Origin of the sequence: Soonwooa sp., assembly GCF_030151385.1 — a bacterium.
Taxonomy (GTDB): domain Bacteria; phylum Bacteroidota; class Bacteroidia; order Flavobacteriales; family Weeksellaceae; genus Soonwooa.
Genome location: NZ_JASLDS010000025.1, coordinates 1 through 16008, shown reverse-complemented (window position 1 = coordinate 16008; position 16008 = coordinate 1). Strand labels below are relative to the sequence as shown.

Below are 16008 nucleotides of genomic sequence, written 5' to 3'. Positions count from 1 at the left end.
GTATTTGGTTTTTAATCATAAAGTCGATCACCTTTTTTAATTCTGTCGTCGGTTCTAAAATCCGATAAAGTCCCTTTTATAGTATTATTGAGACCTCTGATGTCAACTTCTTTATTGGTTTTTAGATTAATTATTCTAACACCAACTTTAAAAACATCACCAACTGCGAAATAGGTTTCATAAATAATGTATTTGTAATCTTTTATTTCGAAAGCGATGTAGTTGAGATTCATACCTTCATTTCGCACGCCACCGCCTCGGTCCCAACCAGTGTACACAAAATTGTTGAAACTATTTTTATCTTTCGAGGTCGGAAATTCTAATTCTATATTGTCAGCAGTTCCAAAACGATAGACTATATATTGTTCATTTTTATCGATGCACAAGCTCATCATTTTCGAATTTTTAGTTTTAAATGAAAAAACTAAATTCTCATTTTCTAGTTTATATTTGCTGGATTTCTGGATTTTTGAAAGCTTAAAATTTTGGGGACTGTTTTTGTGTTGCGACTTGATGTTCACAACGCGGTCATTGCTCGACGCCCGCATTGTACTAAACAAAAGTAAAGCAACCGAAACTGAGATTTTAATAAAAGAATTAGCTTTCATGTTGTGCAAAAAAAATTATAATCCAAGTTGGAAAAGCAAAGATTGGTGTACACTGCCAATTCCTTTTCCAAGGTATTTTTGTTCTTCGGCACCGCCCATTATTAAAGCGGGATTAAAGAAATAAATTTCATCAGCAGTCAACCCTCCCAAGTCTTTGTTTGCTGTTTCAAAAAGTTGTGGCTTTAGAAGTTCTTTTGCAATTTCGGGATCGGTAATATAGTTTTTGAAGAAAGATTCCAAACTATAATCGCAAACACTTATTTTGCGATAGTGGATATCCAAAAGACTTACATCTTCGGCATCTTCAGTAAGTTTTCTATAATAAAAAATATCGCCAAAAGCGCTTACAAGAATTGGAAGTTTGCTAAAATCTTTTTTACCAATCCATTCGTAGAAACTATCCATGTAATGCGATGGTTCCACAACTTTGATAATGCCGTTGCCATAATTCCCGAAACCATATTCTTTCCAAAAGTCTAAAAGTTCTGCCGGAAGTTTGTCTGCATACCAATCCAGCATTTCTTGTGTTGGTTTTATCAAATCGCTAGATGGCGGATAGATTTTTAGAAACTTATCAAATGTTCCAATGTTTGCTTCTTCCTGATTGGAAGCCGATTCCTTGTCGGTATTTCCAAATAACTTTCCGAATAGTCCCATAATATTTTTGCTTTTTATTTTTTGATGATGAACTAATTTATTAAAAATTGTTGAAAAAAAATAAACAGACGCTGACTAATTGGTTAAATTTTTTCTTTGATAAAAAAAGGATTTGCTCTACTTTTTCCTAATTCAAATTACTGTAAATAGGAGAGTATTGACGTCATCACTACTTTGTTATCTGTGCTGACTTTGCTTTGCGATAGTTTTGCTAAAGCGATTAGTAATTCTCTTTGTTTGTCGTTAGGGACGTTCATCGGTTGAATGACTTTGATGTTTTTGTTTTTATAAACGATTAAAATATTGGTTGACATACCATCGAAATCAGGAAATTTGGCATCGGAAAAATCCTCTTTTTTGAATCCAGAAACAATATTATTAATCTTTTGCACTTCTTCACTTTGTATATTTATCAAAGTATCTTTAACAGGAGCGATTTGCTTGATGTATTCCTCGTTATCAATATTTTCGCCATCACTTTTTACAATTGGAATGTATTTTCTTGTGGACTTAATAATTAAATAATTTTCGTCCTCGTTTAATAATAATTCGGCGCTAGTATGAAAAGATGGCGCATAACTAATCTTAATTAAAGATATATCATTTGCATTCTTTTGCTTTTCCGAGCATGACATCAAAAAAACTACTAGGCTAAAAATATAAAGGATTCTGATATTCATTTCATTTTGGTTTTTGATAAAATTAAAAAATCTTTTCTATTTTTAACTGATATTTTTAGATTGACGAATTTTAGATTTTAAAATAAAAAACTGAATATCTACGATGGAGACTGAGTCAAATATTTAGTCAAAGTTTGTCATTCCGACGTAGGAGGAATCTCTGATAATTAAGTATTTTAGATTCTTCGCTTCGCTCTGAATAACAGTGTTTTATGATTTTAGCTATTTAAGTGGAGGATAAATAAGTGAGGTTTCTAAAAAAGAGCATTTTATTCGTTTTAGTAATTTGTCTTGTGGGATTTTTATTTCGCGATTGGATTTATCGTCATTTAATTTCTTACGAATCTGTTGGAAAAAGAGCAGATTATTCTCTCAAAAATGATGTTTTAAAATCAAAAATTGAAGACCAAAAAACCGACACAGATATTACAAATATTATTGAAAAATCTCTTGCGTTAACATCAAATACTTTGAATTTTAGCTTTGCTAAATGTGAAAGCGACCCAAACAAATTAATTGTAACGTCAAAAGCGAATTGTATCGGTTATGCTAATTTCTTTGCTTTAACTTGCAATCAGCTTTTAAAGGAAAAAGGTCTTGATAAAACTTGGAAAACCAAAGCACAAATTGGACATCTCAAATTTTTAGGACACGATATTCACCATTATTTTAGTTCGCCATTCTTTAAAGACCATGATTTTGTGATTATCGAAAACCTCGAAACTAAAGAACAGTTAGCTGTTGACCCTACAATTAGTGATTATTTGAAAATTGATTTTGTGACTGTGAAGTAATTTGAGAACTTTTTGTTTAGTGAAATAACTTTTTTCCAAATTCTTGAAAACTCAAAAATACTCCACTTAAAGTAATTTTTCCCAAGTTTTCTTTTTTATTCTCTGCGGTTAACCTTTCTATAAGTTTTGAATTTTCTCGATGAAATAAATAAGTCTCATCAAAACTTTCCGTCAATTCTTCATTGATGTAATTATCAATATTAAAAGTCACTTTAATCGTATTAACATCGAGTTCTGTGATATTTTTGATATTATAAGTTAAAGCGCAACCTGTACCACAGCTTACTACAAAAGACTCATCTTTCATTTTATTGAAAAGACTAGCAGAATTGTCTTCACTAAGTTTGTCTGTAGAAATTGAATTTTCGTTTTTATCGCTATTTTGATGTGTTTTTTCATCTACGTTTTGACCTGCATTTTGTTGAGAGACAGACTTATTTTTCGATTCGTCATTTTTGCAAGAGGCAAACACTAAAAATAGCACTAAACAAATGTTGGTTTTCATTTCTTGAATTTTTTATTTGTAATTCTTTTTAATCCATTCTAAATCAGTATTATGGCGAGAATAAATAATCTCTTCGTTGGTTCGGAAAGGACTAGATTTCCATTCTTCAGTGCTAATCGTTTTGTCTTTACTAGTTATTGTTTCTCGTTTCACCAGTTTTCCTTTGTAGGGATGTTCTGATATTGTGGTAATATCGGCGTTTAGATACTTTTGGGTGATTTCCGCTAGCTTTGTAAAGTGCTTATTTTTGGTGGTGATATCAATGACTTTTGAGTTGCTATCTTTTGGAAATAGACGATTCAGCCACCACTGTTTTTCATATTTTGTATAGACCGGTTTTGTATTCAAATAAAATTTATAGCCTTCATGATATTCCGTGAAATCGCTTCTCAGTGCATAATTATAATAAACCACAAAATCGATTGTGTCCCAAGCGATAAAACAATCTTTGTCAAATAAAGGCATGAGAATAGTTAAACCTGTGTCATCTGCGGATAATTTTTGCTGAATATCTTCATATTGTTTTTGAGATTTTTCAGAAATTGTAAATCCAAACAGAAATCCATATATAAAAATAAGCGGTAAAACAGTAAATAGAATTACTACAATCCATTCTGTAATGCTAACAGGATTTGGGGTTTTGAAAAGAAATACTAAACCTACAATTCCTATCGCAGAAAAAACTGCCAGAGGAAAAATAAATATTAAAGTCGGATATTTTTGAAATAAATTCTTAAACATTTACGAGATTTGTTAGAGGGCTAAAATTAGTTTTAATTTCATCATGTTTTATTCTTTATTAAATGTCGTCTTTATCCCTTTAGAATTGAAATAGCTCTCAAGAGAAGCAAAAGTATCATCCCTAATATCCAAGTCTTTCATTTTGGAACGAGAACTTATTTGATAAAGTCTGTGACACTCAAAACAAATTTCGAAAATGTCGGTTATTTTTTGATTTTTATTAAGTAGAAGAATCGCATTCCGAGGATAATAGCAGCCACTTTTGCTGGTAATTCCTGCCATTTCGTTTGTCGAAAAGTTTAAAGCATTTTTTAAAGATTTAATTTCTGGTAATTTTAAAAGTAGTTTCTGGTTACTGATATCCAGTAATTCGAAAGGTTTTTTGTAATATTCTAATGCAAAAATGAAGTTTTTTTCTTTCTTTATTTTCGTGGTGTCGCCAATTAATTTTGGTACAGGAATAGGCGGTTTTTTAAGGTCAAGATTGTACGAAATCAAATAAACAGATTCTGCTTTGTTCAGTTTTTTAATCAAAAAGTCATGGCTTTTTTGCGCCGAAATAATACCAACGACAAAAATCAAAATCACTGAATAAAATTTCGAGAAGTTCATCATTTTAAAACCTTTTTCTTCGTGGAATTAATGTCAAGTTAAAGCAAATTTTATGTTCTGTTGTGGATGGCTTCTTTTATTTGATGTCTGGTAACGAAGAATAAAACGAAGTAAAAAATCATGCTCATCAGTACATAGATTATCGAATAATCAATTCTGTCATCATCAATTAATTTTGAAATTTTCTTGGTATTCGAAAATGAAATCCCAACGAAAACAAGTGACAAAAGCGAAAACACCAAACCAATAATCGGAATGGAACTCCACACGAGAATAGACAAAATGTAAAATACCAAGCCTACAACAGAATTGATATTATATTTTTGATATTCTAGAGTCGCCTCATCGTATTTAACATTGTTAAGATTTCCCGAAAGTTTTAAGCTTTCTTGTTTGATGCCACGACTATTCAAAATCTGTATCGCCACATCTTTAATTTCGATAGGATAGTTGTATTTTTTATAGTTTTTAACCACATCAATTAATGTCGTGGTCTGCATATTTTGCAGTTTTTCGATTCTGTCGTCCATTTGTGTTTTGGTAGATTTTCCTCATTAATTATTTCGAAGTTTAAGATAAGAAAAATTAAAATATTTTCATAAAAAATGAAAAATGAATTGCGATTTTTCACAAATCTAGCAGAAGAGAATCTGTTTAAAAACAGATAAAAAAAAACTGCGAACAACCACTTGCTATAAGTTCTTTGTTCACAGTTTTTCGAATTTTTTTACTGATTTATCCAGTCGTAGATATAGTTTGCAACTTCTTTCCAATTTTTGTCACCGCAGATAAAGTGACCTCTGTTTGGAAATACTTTGAAGCTTTTTATACTATTTTCGTCCTTGTATGCTTTGTAGTTTTTCTCATTTAGTTTCCAAGGAATGATATGGTCTTTTTCGCCACCGATAAATAATAAGGGAACATGTGGCTTTTTGAAATCAATTTTGGCAAAGGATTTTGTGGTGCTTCTAGGGATATTTCTGCTTTCGGGCACAGCGAAATCATCAAAAGCTTTATCCGATTCTGCTCTCGTTAAATTGTTTCCAAAAGCATAAAACCACCAATCTTTAGTTGGTTTAAAAACTGAATCTCCTTTAAAAGGATTAAGAACTGGCAAATTTGCTTTTAGGAAACTCCATTGTGTGGGAATTATACCAGCAGGCGCGGCACCATCGATGCAGATGCCAGCTTGAGCCTTATCCATTTCTACCAGTTTCTGAACAGATAATCCGCCTAAAGAATGTCCAATGATAATCGGTTTTTCATCTAAAGTATCAATAAATTTTGACAAATTGTTGACCACATCTTCGAAGTTAACTTTCCCAAGCTGTTCTGGCGTATTCTGCCACATTTCTTGTATTGTAAAATCGTGAAAAGGATTTGATGGTGTGTAGCATTTATAGCCTTTTTCTTCAAAAAACTTAACCCAAGGATTCCAGCTTTCTGCTGTTACAAATAGACCGTGAGCAAAAACGATAGTTTTAGAATTGATTAGATTGTTCATTGTATTTTTTTTTGTTATTGTTATCTGATGACAAAATTAGATACTTCAACAATCAGGAATTTTAACTTGGGTTAAAATCGTATCATTTACCAGAAATTCTTTTTCTAATTCGGCTCAAAGATGGTCCTTGGATTCCTAAGTATGAAGAAATATGATACAAAGGAACTGAATTGAAAATATTAGGATGGTCTTTCATTAAATCTAAATATCGTTGTTCTGGAGATTTGAACAGGAAATCTTCTGTCCGTTCGATAACGACATTAAAAGCTTGTTGTGCTAATAATCTTCCAAATCGTTCCCATGCATGGGACTCACGATAGAGTTTCTGCAAATGTTCAATATGAATCTGGACAACTGTCGAGTCAGTTACTGATTTTGTGTGATAATCACAAGGTACTTGATTGACAAAGCTTTTGAAAGACACGGCAAATTGATTCTGAGAATAAAAGAAAATGTTTTTTTCTTCTCCTGATTTTTCATCAATAACATAAGACCTAAAGACGCCATCAACAATAAAGCCTAAGTGTTTGCATACATGTTGATATTCATTGAAATATTCACCTTTTTTGTAGGTTTTTAGTTCCCAAAAATTGGCAGACAATTCAAATTCTTCTTGACTAATGCCCGCAAACTGCTGAAAAGCTAAAGATAATAATGTTAAATCGGCCATCGTTTTATAATTTCTTACTACAAGCAAAGTAACAAAATATTCATTATGCTTCTTATTTAATCCTAAAATTAAGCACAATTAAAACCAAACCCAAAATGAAAAATAAAATTCTAAAAGCAGTCCTTCCAAACCAAAAACCAATTGGATTTTTTGTAGGATTATATGGACCATCAAAGACGAAATCCCAATTGAAAATGGAGGATATTACGCAAAATGCGCCCAAACAATAAATAAGTATTTGATAGGCATTTTCGTTATTTGCAAAATATTGCTGAGCTTGTTCTAAGTAGTCCATTTTTTGAAATTAAGCAATCGTTTTGATGTCTCCGAAAGTTTTGATGTAAGCTTCAATTAAGTCTTCAAAAGATTTGTAAAGCACATTCCATTCGTCAGCACCAGCTTCGTGAAATGCATCCAAAATCTTGGTAGAGTTGGCATCAGTAGCGTCCCAAACTAGATTCTCTTGTCCATTGGTGTGCATTATTGGAATCAATTTTTTTCCGCTTTCCTTTTCTGCTTCCTGAAAATCTAAATTAGCAAATTTTCCCAAGTTATAAGCGTCGATTATTTCCTCTAAACTTAAAAAATAATTGGAATTCCAAATTATTGAAGCTCGTTCCGCGGAATCTTGCAATTCGTCGTCGCTCCACGAATCGTCAGCAAAACAACCGCCATTGCAGTTTTGATAAAATGAACGTAAAAAATCGGGTAGCTTAATGTTTAGTTTTTCTTCAAAGTCTGTAATTTGTTCTTGCTGAGCTCCGTGGTTCAACAGGTTTCTTGCTTTTAGCGCTGTTGCTTTTTTATTAAGTTTTTCAAGCAGTTCCATATTTTAGTTTTTTTTAAATTAAAATTATTTTGAGAATTAAAAGGCGAAACGAAGTATCAAAACAATAACAAACAAAATGTAAATGTAATTAAGATTTAGATCCGTGTTATTAAAATAATCCTCAATAGGTTGTTTTGATTTTTTAAGCCATTTAACAATATATATAATAAGCATCGGCGCAAACAAAATCAGAAACGCAATCGTAGTGTTGTAATTGTACTTCCAAATATCCAAGAATACTAAGAATTTGCTTGCTGGTAAATCTCCTCCTCTAATGGAAAAATACGGAATACTTTGTTTTTTGTTTTTAAGCTTTATTGATTGGAAGTCTTTTTCTTTAACGAAAAAATTAATATCGACTGTTTTATGCGTTTTGTCGATGCCTGATAAAAAGTTATTTAATCCTAAACCAAAGTAAGGATATTCGCGTTCTACAACAAAATCTTTTTTGTAAGCTTTTGTTACTATCGTTGCCTTGGAGCCATTATACACAGAACTGATATTTTCTGCATTTTGCCATTTTATGTTTTTAATATTAGGTACATCATACACAGTTTGAAAGATGCTAAATACAAAATAAAGCAACCATAAATAGGTGAAAATGTACAAAAATCTATTGGCTAATTTTTTCATTTTACTTACGAGCTTATTCAAACTATCTTAAAAAAATGCTTCCGCAATCTCCACAAATGCGACCAGAATGATAATCCCGATTGCTAAAAAAGAAAGTACAATTTGCCAAGGTTGCATTTTGTTAATCAGAGAATATTTTATTTTTTCAGTTTTCACAACATAGACGCCGAAATTCGGAAAAACATTGTTGTCGATAATGTTTTTTAATATTTTTTTGTTGAAATTTTCGTTGATATAAGGCATTAGATAAGCTACGAAATTATCGACTTCCTCAACATCTTTGTCTGTAGAAAAAGGTGTAAGCGCCGTATTTCCAACTCTTATTTTTATAATTTCAGTTTTTGTTTTTAAGCTAAAATATCGAAAACCAACATTGCCAAGATTTTTAATGATGACAAGATCTTCAAGTTTAAAATTATAAAATGTATTTCGAAAACTTATTTTGACCTCATCGTTTTCTATGCCAATAATCCACTTTTTATCTTTTATTTTTTTGCTAAAATATTTTAAAATAAAAACGGCAACCGAAACCGCCAAACTTGCTGAAAATACCACCGATCCTAGAAAATACAATTTTGGAAAAAGCATATTGATAATCACCAATGTACCAATCATTGTTGCAAGAACGGGAAGAACTAAAAGCAAAGACAATCGAAGTTCGGTTTTGGCATCCAAGCCTTGAAATATGAATTTTTTGTTGGACATTGTTTTGTATATATAAAACGTTTTTAGATAATGAAATTAATAATGTTGATTATTGCTAATATCGCAAAACAATAGCCGAGAATTGTGTCAAATTTGGTATTGGCAGTTGTTTCTACAATTTTTATGCGATTCGATTTTTGTACTAATTTTTGAAGTAGAAAACCTATAGGCAGAAAAATCAAAAAAGCCAAAAACGTGTAGTTGTATTTCCAAACATCAAGCATTAACAAGAATTTGTTGGGGACTTCATTATAAGGTCGCAATCCAAAAAACGGGACAGATTCCAATTGATTTAATTGACTTCCTGTAAAGCTTTTCCGATGTATGACTTGCTTATTTTTAACTTTGTCAAAATCTTGATCGTGTATATAAAATGAGATATCGACTTCTCTTTCTTTTTTGTTAATTCCCCAGTACCAAGTGTTAATTCCATAACATAATCCTGGATACTTTCGACTAATTCTTACACTGTCTTTTACAAAATTATACGTCATACTTCCATAGCGAAAACTCGACGAATAACGACTTTGATTCTCAGCCTGTTTCCATTTTATCTGATGTAGATTATTATATTCTGTACAACTAATAGTGACAGTATATGCAGTATATAGGAACCAAAGAAAAAGAGAGATTGCAAAAAAAGTATTGTCTTTAATAATACGCATAATTACTTTTTTGAAGCTAAAAATATTTAGGGATTGCGATCAAAAACTATCGGTCGTTAAACAATAAATTGCTGGTACCAGTTAAAAAAAGCATCCTCGGAGTCATCATCATCCATGCTAGTTGGATACTTAACAATTTCTAATGCCGTTTTGGGTATCTCGACATTGAAAGTTTCTTTTACCCAATTTTGAAATTCCAAATTTGGAAGCACTTTGAAGTCTGGGTTTAATTGATTGGGAGGCAAGGAAAACTCTTCATCCCAACATATCTCGTCGTAACCAATTGCTAAAAGCTGATTGAATTCTAAAAAATTATCTGCCAAAATGCAAGATAGAGTTGATCCTGATCCAGAGCCTAGATGTACAATTTTTAATTCGTCATTGTCATCTAGCCAAAAGGCGCATTCCGAACCTTCTCCGCCAGTTTGGCCAAAGACACAAAGTCTTTCATTAACTTGTGCGTTTTCTTCACCACCGAACCAATATTTCAAATTCTCTGTTCCACCAGCAAAAAACTCAATTTGTGTTCCTCCTTCACGTTGTTCTTCGGTACTACTTTCATGTAATTGCTCTTGTGAAAAAAGAAATCCAACTCGGTGTCCATCCTCATTTTCTACAAAAAGATTATTGTCTTCAATCCATTGGTACAAAAGGATAAGTTCTTTGGGTAAAGTCATTTTTTGTGGAAGAACTTTTTGAAGTTCATTGACTAATTTATTTTCCATTTTTGTTTTTTTAGCGTTTTTACTGATTTATTTCTTCAACAATTTCTGAAAATTAATTTTATCAAATATCATTTCAAACTGCTTGGCTCGTGTGCAATTATTGATAATAATGGGGAAGTTAGAGACTTTGCTGCTGTCGAGCATTAAAAAATAATCGAAATGTTTGCCATTCACTAATTCTTCAAAAACGGCAAGACCTTTTTCTTTATCTATCCAATAGATTTTGATTTCACTGAGATAATTGCCTTTTAGCTTTAAATCGAAAATATTGGGTTTGCTTTCTTTTGCCGAAACAATAAAATGTGGCTCTTGACCTTCCATGCTCCAATGCGTCAGAATATTGTCTTTAATCGCCATTTGTTGGTTATAAAAATCGCAAGATTTATAAGCAAAATATTGATTGTTATAAAGGTGAATTTCGATCCAATTTTTTGAGATTTCATCAATATTTAAAGCTGTGGTATTTTTATTTTTCTGAAGTAAATCCTTCAAAGTAGCATCATAATTCTCTATTGAAAACTCATCTACTTGGAAATCTGTCAGCCTTTTGTAGCCATCAGAATTTTTGTTTGGATCGATAAAAATGGATTGTTTTGAACCAAATTCTGGATCTTTACTGATGAAGATTGTATCGCTTTTCGAAGTTTGCATTTGGGCATTTATTGTCAACCAAAAACAAAATAGGAGCGAGGAGAATAGTATTTTTTTCATTTTAAAAGCTTAACCAAAATTATAGGGATATCCAATTTCGTCAAGATCGTCTCGAAATTGATTCCAATCGTCAAGCGCTTCAACAATTGACAAAACAAGGTCTTTGGTTAGAATTTCGTGTTTGTAGATTTTTTCCACACTGTCTATCGGAATGCCAGTTTCTACAAAATCACCATCGTAATAATCTGTTGCCCAATCGAGATAAGTTGTTGGTTTCGCATCAAATATTTGGAGCATTTCTAAGCTATAATCATCAAGGTCGTCATCCTGATTTGTTTGCCAATTTCCACCTTCGTCAGTCCAAAAACAATAACTTGTACCAATACTGTTAATTGGTTCTCCAAACATAAAGCCTTTATATTGCGCAGGTAAATCATTCGCTAAATTGTCTTTGTTTTGAGTTCCTTTTTCTTGCGAAAAAACATTAATAACACACGAATTTTTAAGAAAGAGAATTTGCATTTGATCGCCTTGACCGTTTCTCATTTCGAAAAATTCCTCGTTTTTACCCCAATTTTTATTGTAAGAATAATATCGATATTCCCAATCTTGTGATAGAATTGCATCTAAAACCGAAATTGATTGACATAGCTTTTGCAAATCGTTTCTGCTAGGAAGTTTTGTAAGAAGTGTTTTTGTATTCATTTTGTTTTATTAGAAGAAATTTTTTTAAAATTTAGTAAAAACTTAATTAGAACTTTCGTTATTGCTGTACCAATAAGCTCCTAGGTTTTGAATAGCTCTGAAGTTACTTTTTCTTTGCCGGGTGAAATTCAATTCTTTCATCACTGTTTTTAAAAATAGTTTTAGATTTTCACCTTTATCTTTGTCATAACCATTTCTGTATTCCGTGTCTGTTATTTCCAAACTTTTATGATTTTTAAACTGAAACTGTATCGAAATGATTGATTGTTGGTTATTAATATAATCGTAACTATAAATGCCTTTTATATCTTTTTTATCAAAGACTTCTCCATTAATTGTAACATGATTTTTGTCGAAAATGATGTGTATGTTTTTTGACATTTTCTTCAAGACAAGACGAATCAATCCATATACAACCAGAAACACCAATATTATTCCAGCGGTTCCCAAATATTTTGATCCAAATTCAGAATACAACAAGAATGCACCAAAAAAGATTGGAAAACCAATTAAATAAACATAATTGTAGTTACCAGTAGTTACCTTTTCGAGCAGAAATTCTTTTTTCATTTATTTTTATTTTGAATAAAATAGATTCCCTCTGCCCATCATCGATCGCAAGCTGTTGTCTTGGACATTTGTAAATCCCATTTCCGTTTGTAGTGTTTTTATAAAATTAGAAAGAAATTCTGCCTTCTCGTTATCAACATTTGTTAGATAATTGGTATCTGTAATTTCGATGTTAGAACCATCACGAAACATAAACTGCATCGATATTATAGAAGTCATTTTACTGGTATAATCTTTTGCATAGACGCCAACCAAATCTTCTTTTGGATACATATCATTATCAATCGTAAAATATCTGTCGTCGAGTGTAATTTTCACATCCGACATTTTACTTTTTAATACCAATAAAACAATACCAAATATCAGCAGAAATACGAACATAATGCCCGTAGTGCCAACATAACGTGCAACAAAAAAAATATAGATTGCAAAAACGGGAATAGCCGCCATTGCAACTAACAAAGGAAACATATAAAATGGTAGTTTGACCACTTTTTCAAAAATAAATTCTTTTTTCATAAAGCTAAAAGTAAGTAGAAACTTGCTAAGTATATTAACGCGAGAATTGTGAAAATTTTATGCTTATAGGTATAAATGCCGAAAACATTAAGTGTCACCATAAATAAGCAAAGAAACGCATAAAAAGCAGCACCAAAACCTGAATAATAGTAATTGAATAAATCTACAAATAGATAGTCTTTGTCAACGCCGAGATACACAATGTCCTTTCCTTCTAAGAGTTTTTTGTGATCATTTTTGTTGATGAAAAATGTGATGTCTTTGTGTAGACTTTTAAAAAGAATCGCTTTATCGTTTTTAAAATCAGACAAAATCCCACCAGTGTTACTGTGAAAAAGATTTGGATAGTTAGCAATCCGAAATTGATAAGTAACAGATTTTGTGTAGGTTCTAGAAACATCAACGATATTTCCTGTTATAGGTATAAGGTTATTTTTTAAGATAATCAATTTCAAGGGAAGATAGATAATACCGAGCACCGATATTAAAATAATAAAAATTGAAGTCTTGCTAAATTTCATCAGTTCAGTATGTTATAAAGAATGCGTTGTTTTGATTAGGAATTAGAATTTCTTAAAATTTACAACAATAAAAGCAAAATCGCACAAAATCCGCTAAATGCATAAACGCCAGAAGCTATTTTGTTTTGTGCTATTCCGCCAGCACGGTCAATTGAACGACCTGCCAAGTATAAATAGGCTAAGTAACTTAAGATGAGAAGCAGATAATATTTATTCCTTAGATATTGAAAAATATCAACGTAGTAACTTAGGTTTTTTTGTTCATTATTTAAACTGAAAAAGGGACGAACTTTGTCATTATTGTTTTCATTTTTGTAAGTGTAGAAAGATAGTTGCGCTTCGTTTTCATATTTTCGATTGTTAGACAATTCTATCCAACTTGTCAAAATGCCCTCATAATCTCGTTTGTACTGAACTGGCTTTTGATTGGTTTCCACGAAAAAATACAGTCGACGTTTGCCCGCATATTTTTCGATAACCAGTTTTTGGCTAGAGCGACTATTTTCAAAAACAGTTTTTTTAGTCACATATTCTAGCTGCGAATCGATGTTCGAAATAGAAATTCCAAAAAGGATTAAAATTAAAATTGGAAATAAATAAACCATCAAAAGTTGTGCTTTTTTCATAACATAGAAATATATTTTAAATCTAAAAATTTTCGGTTCTTATTAATTTTCCGTTCTCGTCATAAAATTTCCAAGTACCGAATTCTGCGCCATCAAAAAAGCTTCCCGATTTTTCTAATTTCCCTTTTAGGTTAAATTCTTCAAAATATTCAGTGACTTTAGCATCGGCATTGTATTCGAATTTTTCTTTCTTCCTTACAGTTCCATCATCTCTGTACCAATCAGTACTTAAGGCGTTATCATTGTCATAAACCGTTACGATAGAGCGTTTTCCGTCTTCATAAAAATACTCCCATTTTCCAATTCGGATTCCATTTTTATAAAAACCAACATGTTCCAACTTTCCGTTACTGTAGTAGCTTTTTTGCATGCCGTCAAAACTTCCATTAGTAAAATTGCTAATGCTCCATATCTGTCCGTTGTCAAAAAATAGTGTCTTTGTGCCCAAAAAGCGCCCATTCTCTGATGTGGATATTCCTTGTTTTTTACCATTTTTCCAAAAGGATTGCGAAAATAATTTGTCACCATCATATTTTTCGATGCGTTCGATATTCCCTTCTTCATAATAATGTTTCCATTCGCCAACCGCTTTTCCATTGGCATCGAATTGTCCACTTTCCTCAAGTTTTCCATTGGGGTAATAGCGTTTATGTTCAGTTTGCGCAAAAGCAAATGAAACAAAAACAAACATTGTAAAAATGAAACTAAATTTCTTCATAACATCATTTTTAATCTAAGTCTTCCCAAGCGCCATTTTGAAAATCATATTTCGCAAACTCGCCTGTATCTGTAAATTCGGAGGCAGTCATGCCCACTTCTAAAATCGAATTTTCTTTCCAACTAGCTGTGAAAAATAAGGCTTCTTTTGTCAAAAGTGCTGTTCCCAAATCCTCATCTGGATGACTGAATTTTATTTGGTCGTCAGTTTGGTTGACCACATTGTATTCATAATTTTCAAGTCTTTCTTTTAAATCTTGAAATTGTTTTTCTGTAAAGGAAACCAAATTCGATTCATTCTCAAAAAAGTTCTCATCTTGTGATTTTTCTTCTTGTAATTTGGTTTCGATGCGGTATAATGCAATGTCGTAACTCATAGTTTTGTGTTTTAAAAAGTAATTTCTTTCGTCGCAATTTCATTGATTAAAGTTATCAAAGCTGGGACTAAATCATTGTTATGTGAAGGCACAACATGAATTCTGTTTCCTGCCAAGATTTCAAAGTTTTTATTCCCATTTCGAGCCAAATCAGTTTTTATTTCGTCCCAAGTGCTTGTTTGACTATCTTCCAGAAGATCGCGACTGGTAATACCTTTTTCTGTGATTACTAAACCATAAACGCCACCAAATAATGCTTTGTCTACAATGCCATATTTTATATTTTCGATTTTAAATTTTTCAGCAAAAGCTTTTAATCTTCTCTCGTTTTCAGCATAAGTTTTCAGTTCTTTTTGTAAACCTAATTCTGGAATTCGCGTCGTGACGCTTGTCGATTTTTTTATGTCTTCAGGAAGTTGACCAGATTGTTGTAGTGCGGACAAAATGATTTTTGTAAGATCTACCAAAGCGTCATGCATCGCGGCTAGTTGTTCATTTGGGATGCTTAATTTATTGAGTGTTAAAAATTCGTTCCAAACTTTAGAAGAAACTTCCTCGGCTGTAGTTTTTGAAGTAAAATAAGTACTTTTTGCAGGCTGAGGCTTTAATAAAACCGAAAAATCATATTGTGTTAAAATCCTGAAATTTGTGATTAAAAAACCAATGCTGTCGCGTTTTCCCGTAATTGGTGTTTTTGCGTGTACGCCGATGTTGGCTAAAACATGTTCGTTAGTGAGTACGCCAACAGGTTGCAATATTTGTTGCGTCGCAAGTTGCATAATTTCTCGATTATCCTCCCAAACTGGATGCTGATCTATGTTGCTAAAAAGGATTTCTTGCGAAGCGGTTGGCGCTTGTTGTAGATAGTCGTTAATGAGGTTTTCTATTTCTACCATTTTTGGTTTATTTAAATGGTGATTAAAATACTGAAAATTTTCAATAGTAAAATTAATTTATCAATAAAAATATTCGTTTAATTGTTGATACTGCGTAT

The 16008-nt window shown here is 31.8% G+C and carries 25 protein-coding genes; 1 reads left to right on the top strand and 24 read right to left on the bottom strand.

From position 1 onward, the window contains the following. Positions 1-11: 11 nt before the first annotated feature. The 3 genes from Q1V95_RS03535 to Q1V95_RS03525 all read right to left on the bottom strand — a co-directional run bounded on the left by Q1V95_RS03535 (position 12) and on the right by Q1V95_RS03525 (position 1945). Complete coding sequence (locus Q1V95_RS03535) at positions 12-608, bottom strand: hypothetical protein (protein ID WP_300670344.1); 597 nt, start codon at positions 606-608, stop codon at positions 12-14. Positions 609-623: 15 nt separating this feature from the next. Then, on the bottom strand, positions 624-1265 hold the full coding sequence (locus Q1V95_RS03530) for a GAD-like domain-containing protein (RefSeq protein WP_300670342.1): 642 nt from the start codon (positions 1263-1265) through the stop codon (positions 624-626). Positions 1266-1402: 137 nt separating this feature from the next. Continuing rightward, a complete protein-coding gene (locus Q1V95_RS03525) occupies positions 1403-1945 on the bottom strand; it encodes a hypothetical protein (RefSeq protein ID WP_300670340.1) in 543 nt (180 codons plus the stop codon). A gap of 293 nt (positions 1946-2238) precedes the next feature. On the opposite strand from Q1V95_RS03525, the gene Q1V95_RS03520 reads away from it, so the two are divergent. Then, positions 2239-2739: a hypothetical protein gene (locus Q1V95_RS03520; RefSeq protein WP_300670338.1), complete on the top strand. Its 501-nt coding sequence runs from the start codon at positions 2239-2241 to the stop codon at positions 2737-2739. 16 nt (positions 2740-2755) lie between these two features. Here Q1V95_RS03520 and Q1V95_RS03515 read toward each other — a convergent pair whose 3' ends face one another. From Q1V95_RS03515 to Q1V95_RS03415, 21 genes are all read right to left on the bottom strand, one after another. Next, positions 2756-3244: a hypothetical protein gene (locus tag Q1V95_RS03515; protein ID WP_300670336.1), complete on the bottom strand. Its 489-nt coding sequence runs from the start codon at positions 3242-3244 to the stop codon at positions 2756-2758. Positions 3245-3256: 12 nt separating this feature from the next. Next, on the bottom strand, positions 3257-3985 hold the full coding sequence (locus Q1V95_RS03510; RefSeq protein WP_300670334.1) for a hypothetical protein: 729 nt from the start codon (positions 3983-3985) through the stop codon (positions 3257-3259). 48 nt (positions 3986-4033) lie between these two features. Next, the gene (locus tag Q1V95_RS03505) at positions 4034-4600 is read right to left on the bottom strand and encodes a hypothetical protein (protein ID WP_300670332.1); all 567 of its coding nucleotides are present in this window, start codon (positions 4598-4600) and stop codon (positions 4034-4036) included. Positions 4601-4647: 47 nt separating this feature from the next. After that, positions 4648-5127: a hypothetical protein gene (locus tag Q1V95_RS03500; RefSeq protein ID WP_300670330.1), complete on the bottom strand. Its 480-nt coding sequence runs from the start codon at positions 5125-5127 to the stop codon at positions 4648-4650. Between the two features lie 197 nt (positions 5128-5324). Continuing rightward, entirely contained in the window at positions 5325-6101 is a 777-nt protein-coding gene (locus Q1V95_RS03495) for an alpha/beta hydrolase (protein ID WP_300670328.1), read from the bottom strand. Between the two features lie 82 nt (positions 6102-6183). Next, complete coding sequence (locus tag Q1V95_RS03490) at positions 6184-6771, bottom strand: Crp/Fnr family transcriptional regulator (protein ID WP_300670326.1); 588 nt, start codon at positions 6769-6771, stop codon at positions 6184-6186. Positions 6772-6823: 52 nt separating this feature from the next. Beyond that, positions 6824-7066 carry an immunity 17 family protein gene (locus Q1V95_RS16275; RefSeq protein ID WP_366143265.1) on the bottom strand — a complete coding sequence of 81 codons (243 nt, stop codon included), beginning with the start codon at positions 7064-7066 and terminating at the stop codon, positions 6824-6826. Between the two features lie 9 nt (positions 7067-7075). Continuing rightward, complete coding sequence (locus tag Q1V95_RS03480; protein WP_300670322.1) at positions 7076-7600, bottom strand: SMI1/KNR4 family protein; 525 nt, start codon at positions 7598-7600, stop codon at positions 7076-7078. 36 nt (positions 7601-7636) lie between these two features. Continuing rightward, the gene (locus Q1V95_RS03475) at positions 7637-8233 is read right to left on the bottom strand and encodes a hypothetical protein (protein ID WP_300670320.1); all 597 of its coding nucleotides are present in this window, start codon (positions 8231-8233) and stop codon (positions 7637-7639) included. 27 nt (positions 8234-8260) lie between these two features. Beyond that, a complete protein-coding gene (locus Q1V95_RS03470; RefSeq protein ID WP_300670318.1) occupies positions 8261-8938 on the bottom strand; it encodes a hypothetical protein in 678 nt (225 codons plus the stop codon). A 23-nt stretch (positions 8939-8961) separates the two neighbouring features. Continuing rightward, positions 8962-9603, bottom strand: coding sequence for a hypothetical protein (locus Q1V95_RS03465; RefSeq protein WP_300670316.1), 642 nt, complete (start codon positions 9601-9603; stop codon positions 8962-8964). A 56-nt stretch (positions 9604-9659) separates the two neighbouring features. Further along, complete coding sequence (locus tag Q1V95_RS03460) at positions 9660-10328, bottom strand: SMI1/KNR4 family protein (protein WP_300670314.1); 669 nt, start codon at positions 10326-10328, stop codon at positions 9660-9662. Positions 10329-10355: 27 nt separating this feature from the next. Next, a complete protein-coding gene (locus tag Q1V95_RS03455) occupies positions 10356-10979 on the bottom strand; it encodes a hypothetical protein (RefSeq protein ID WP_300670313.1) in 624 nt (207 codons plus the stop codon). A 69-nt stretch (positions 10980-11048) separates the two neighbouring features. Next, the gene (locus Q1V95_RS03450) at positions 11049-11684 is read right to left on the bottom strand and encodes a hypothetical protein (RefSeq protein ID WP_300670312.1); all 636 of its coding nucleotides are present in this window, start codon (positions 11682-11684) and stop codon (positions 11049-11051) included. 42 nt (positions 11685-11726) lie between these two features. Next, the gene (locus Q1V95_RS03445; protein WP_300670310.1) at positions 11727-12254 is read right to left on the bottom strand and encodes a hypothetical protein; all 528 of its coding nucleotides are present in this window, start codon (positions 12252-12254) and stop codon (positions 11727-11729) included. A gap of 6 nt (positions 12255-12260) precedes the next feature. Then, complete coding sequence (locus tag Q1V95_RS03440; protein WP_300670308.1) at positions 12261-12773, bottom strand: hypothetical protein; 513 nt, start codon at positions 12771-12773, stop codon at positions 12261-12263. Further along, positions 12770-13294 carry a hypothetical protein gene (locus tag Q1V95_RS03435; RefSeq protein WP_300670306.1) on the bottom strand — a complete coding sequence of 175 codons (525 nt, stop codon included), beginning with the start codon at positions 13292-13294 and terminating at the stop codon, positions 12770-12772. Before Q1V95_RS03435 ends, Q1V95_RS03440 begins: the two co-directional genes overlap by 4 nt. Before the next feature lie 59 nt (positions 13295-13353). Next, entirely contained in the window at positions 13354-13920 is a 567-nt protein-coding gene (locus Q1V95_RS03430) for a hypothetical protein (RefSeq protein ID WP_300670304.1), read from the bottom strand. A 22-nt stretch (positions 13921-13942) separates the two neighbouring features. Continuing rightward, positions 13943-14638 carry a hypothetical protein gene (locus Q1V95_RS03425; protein ID WP_300670302.1) on the bottom strand — a complete coding sequence of 232 codons (696 nt, stop codon included), beginning with the start codon at positions 14636-14638 and terminating at the stop codon, positions 13943-13945. 10 nt (positions 14639-14648) lie between these two features. Then, positions 14649-15014: a hypothetical protein gene (locus Q1V95_RS03420; protein WP_300670300.1), complete on the bottom strand. Its 366-nt coding sequence runs from the start codon at positions 15012-15014 to the stop codon at positions 14649-14651. 11 nt (positions 15015-15025) lie between these two features. Further along, positions 15026-15910: a hypothetical protein gene (locus tag Q1V95_RS03415; protein ID WP_300670298.1), complete on the bottom strand. Its 885-nt coding sequence runs from the start codon at positions 15908-15910 to the stop codon at positions 15026-15028. Positions 15911-16008: the final 98 nt, after the last annotated feature.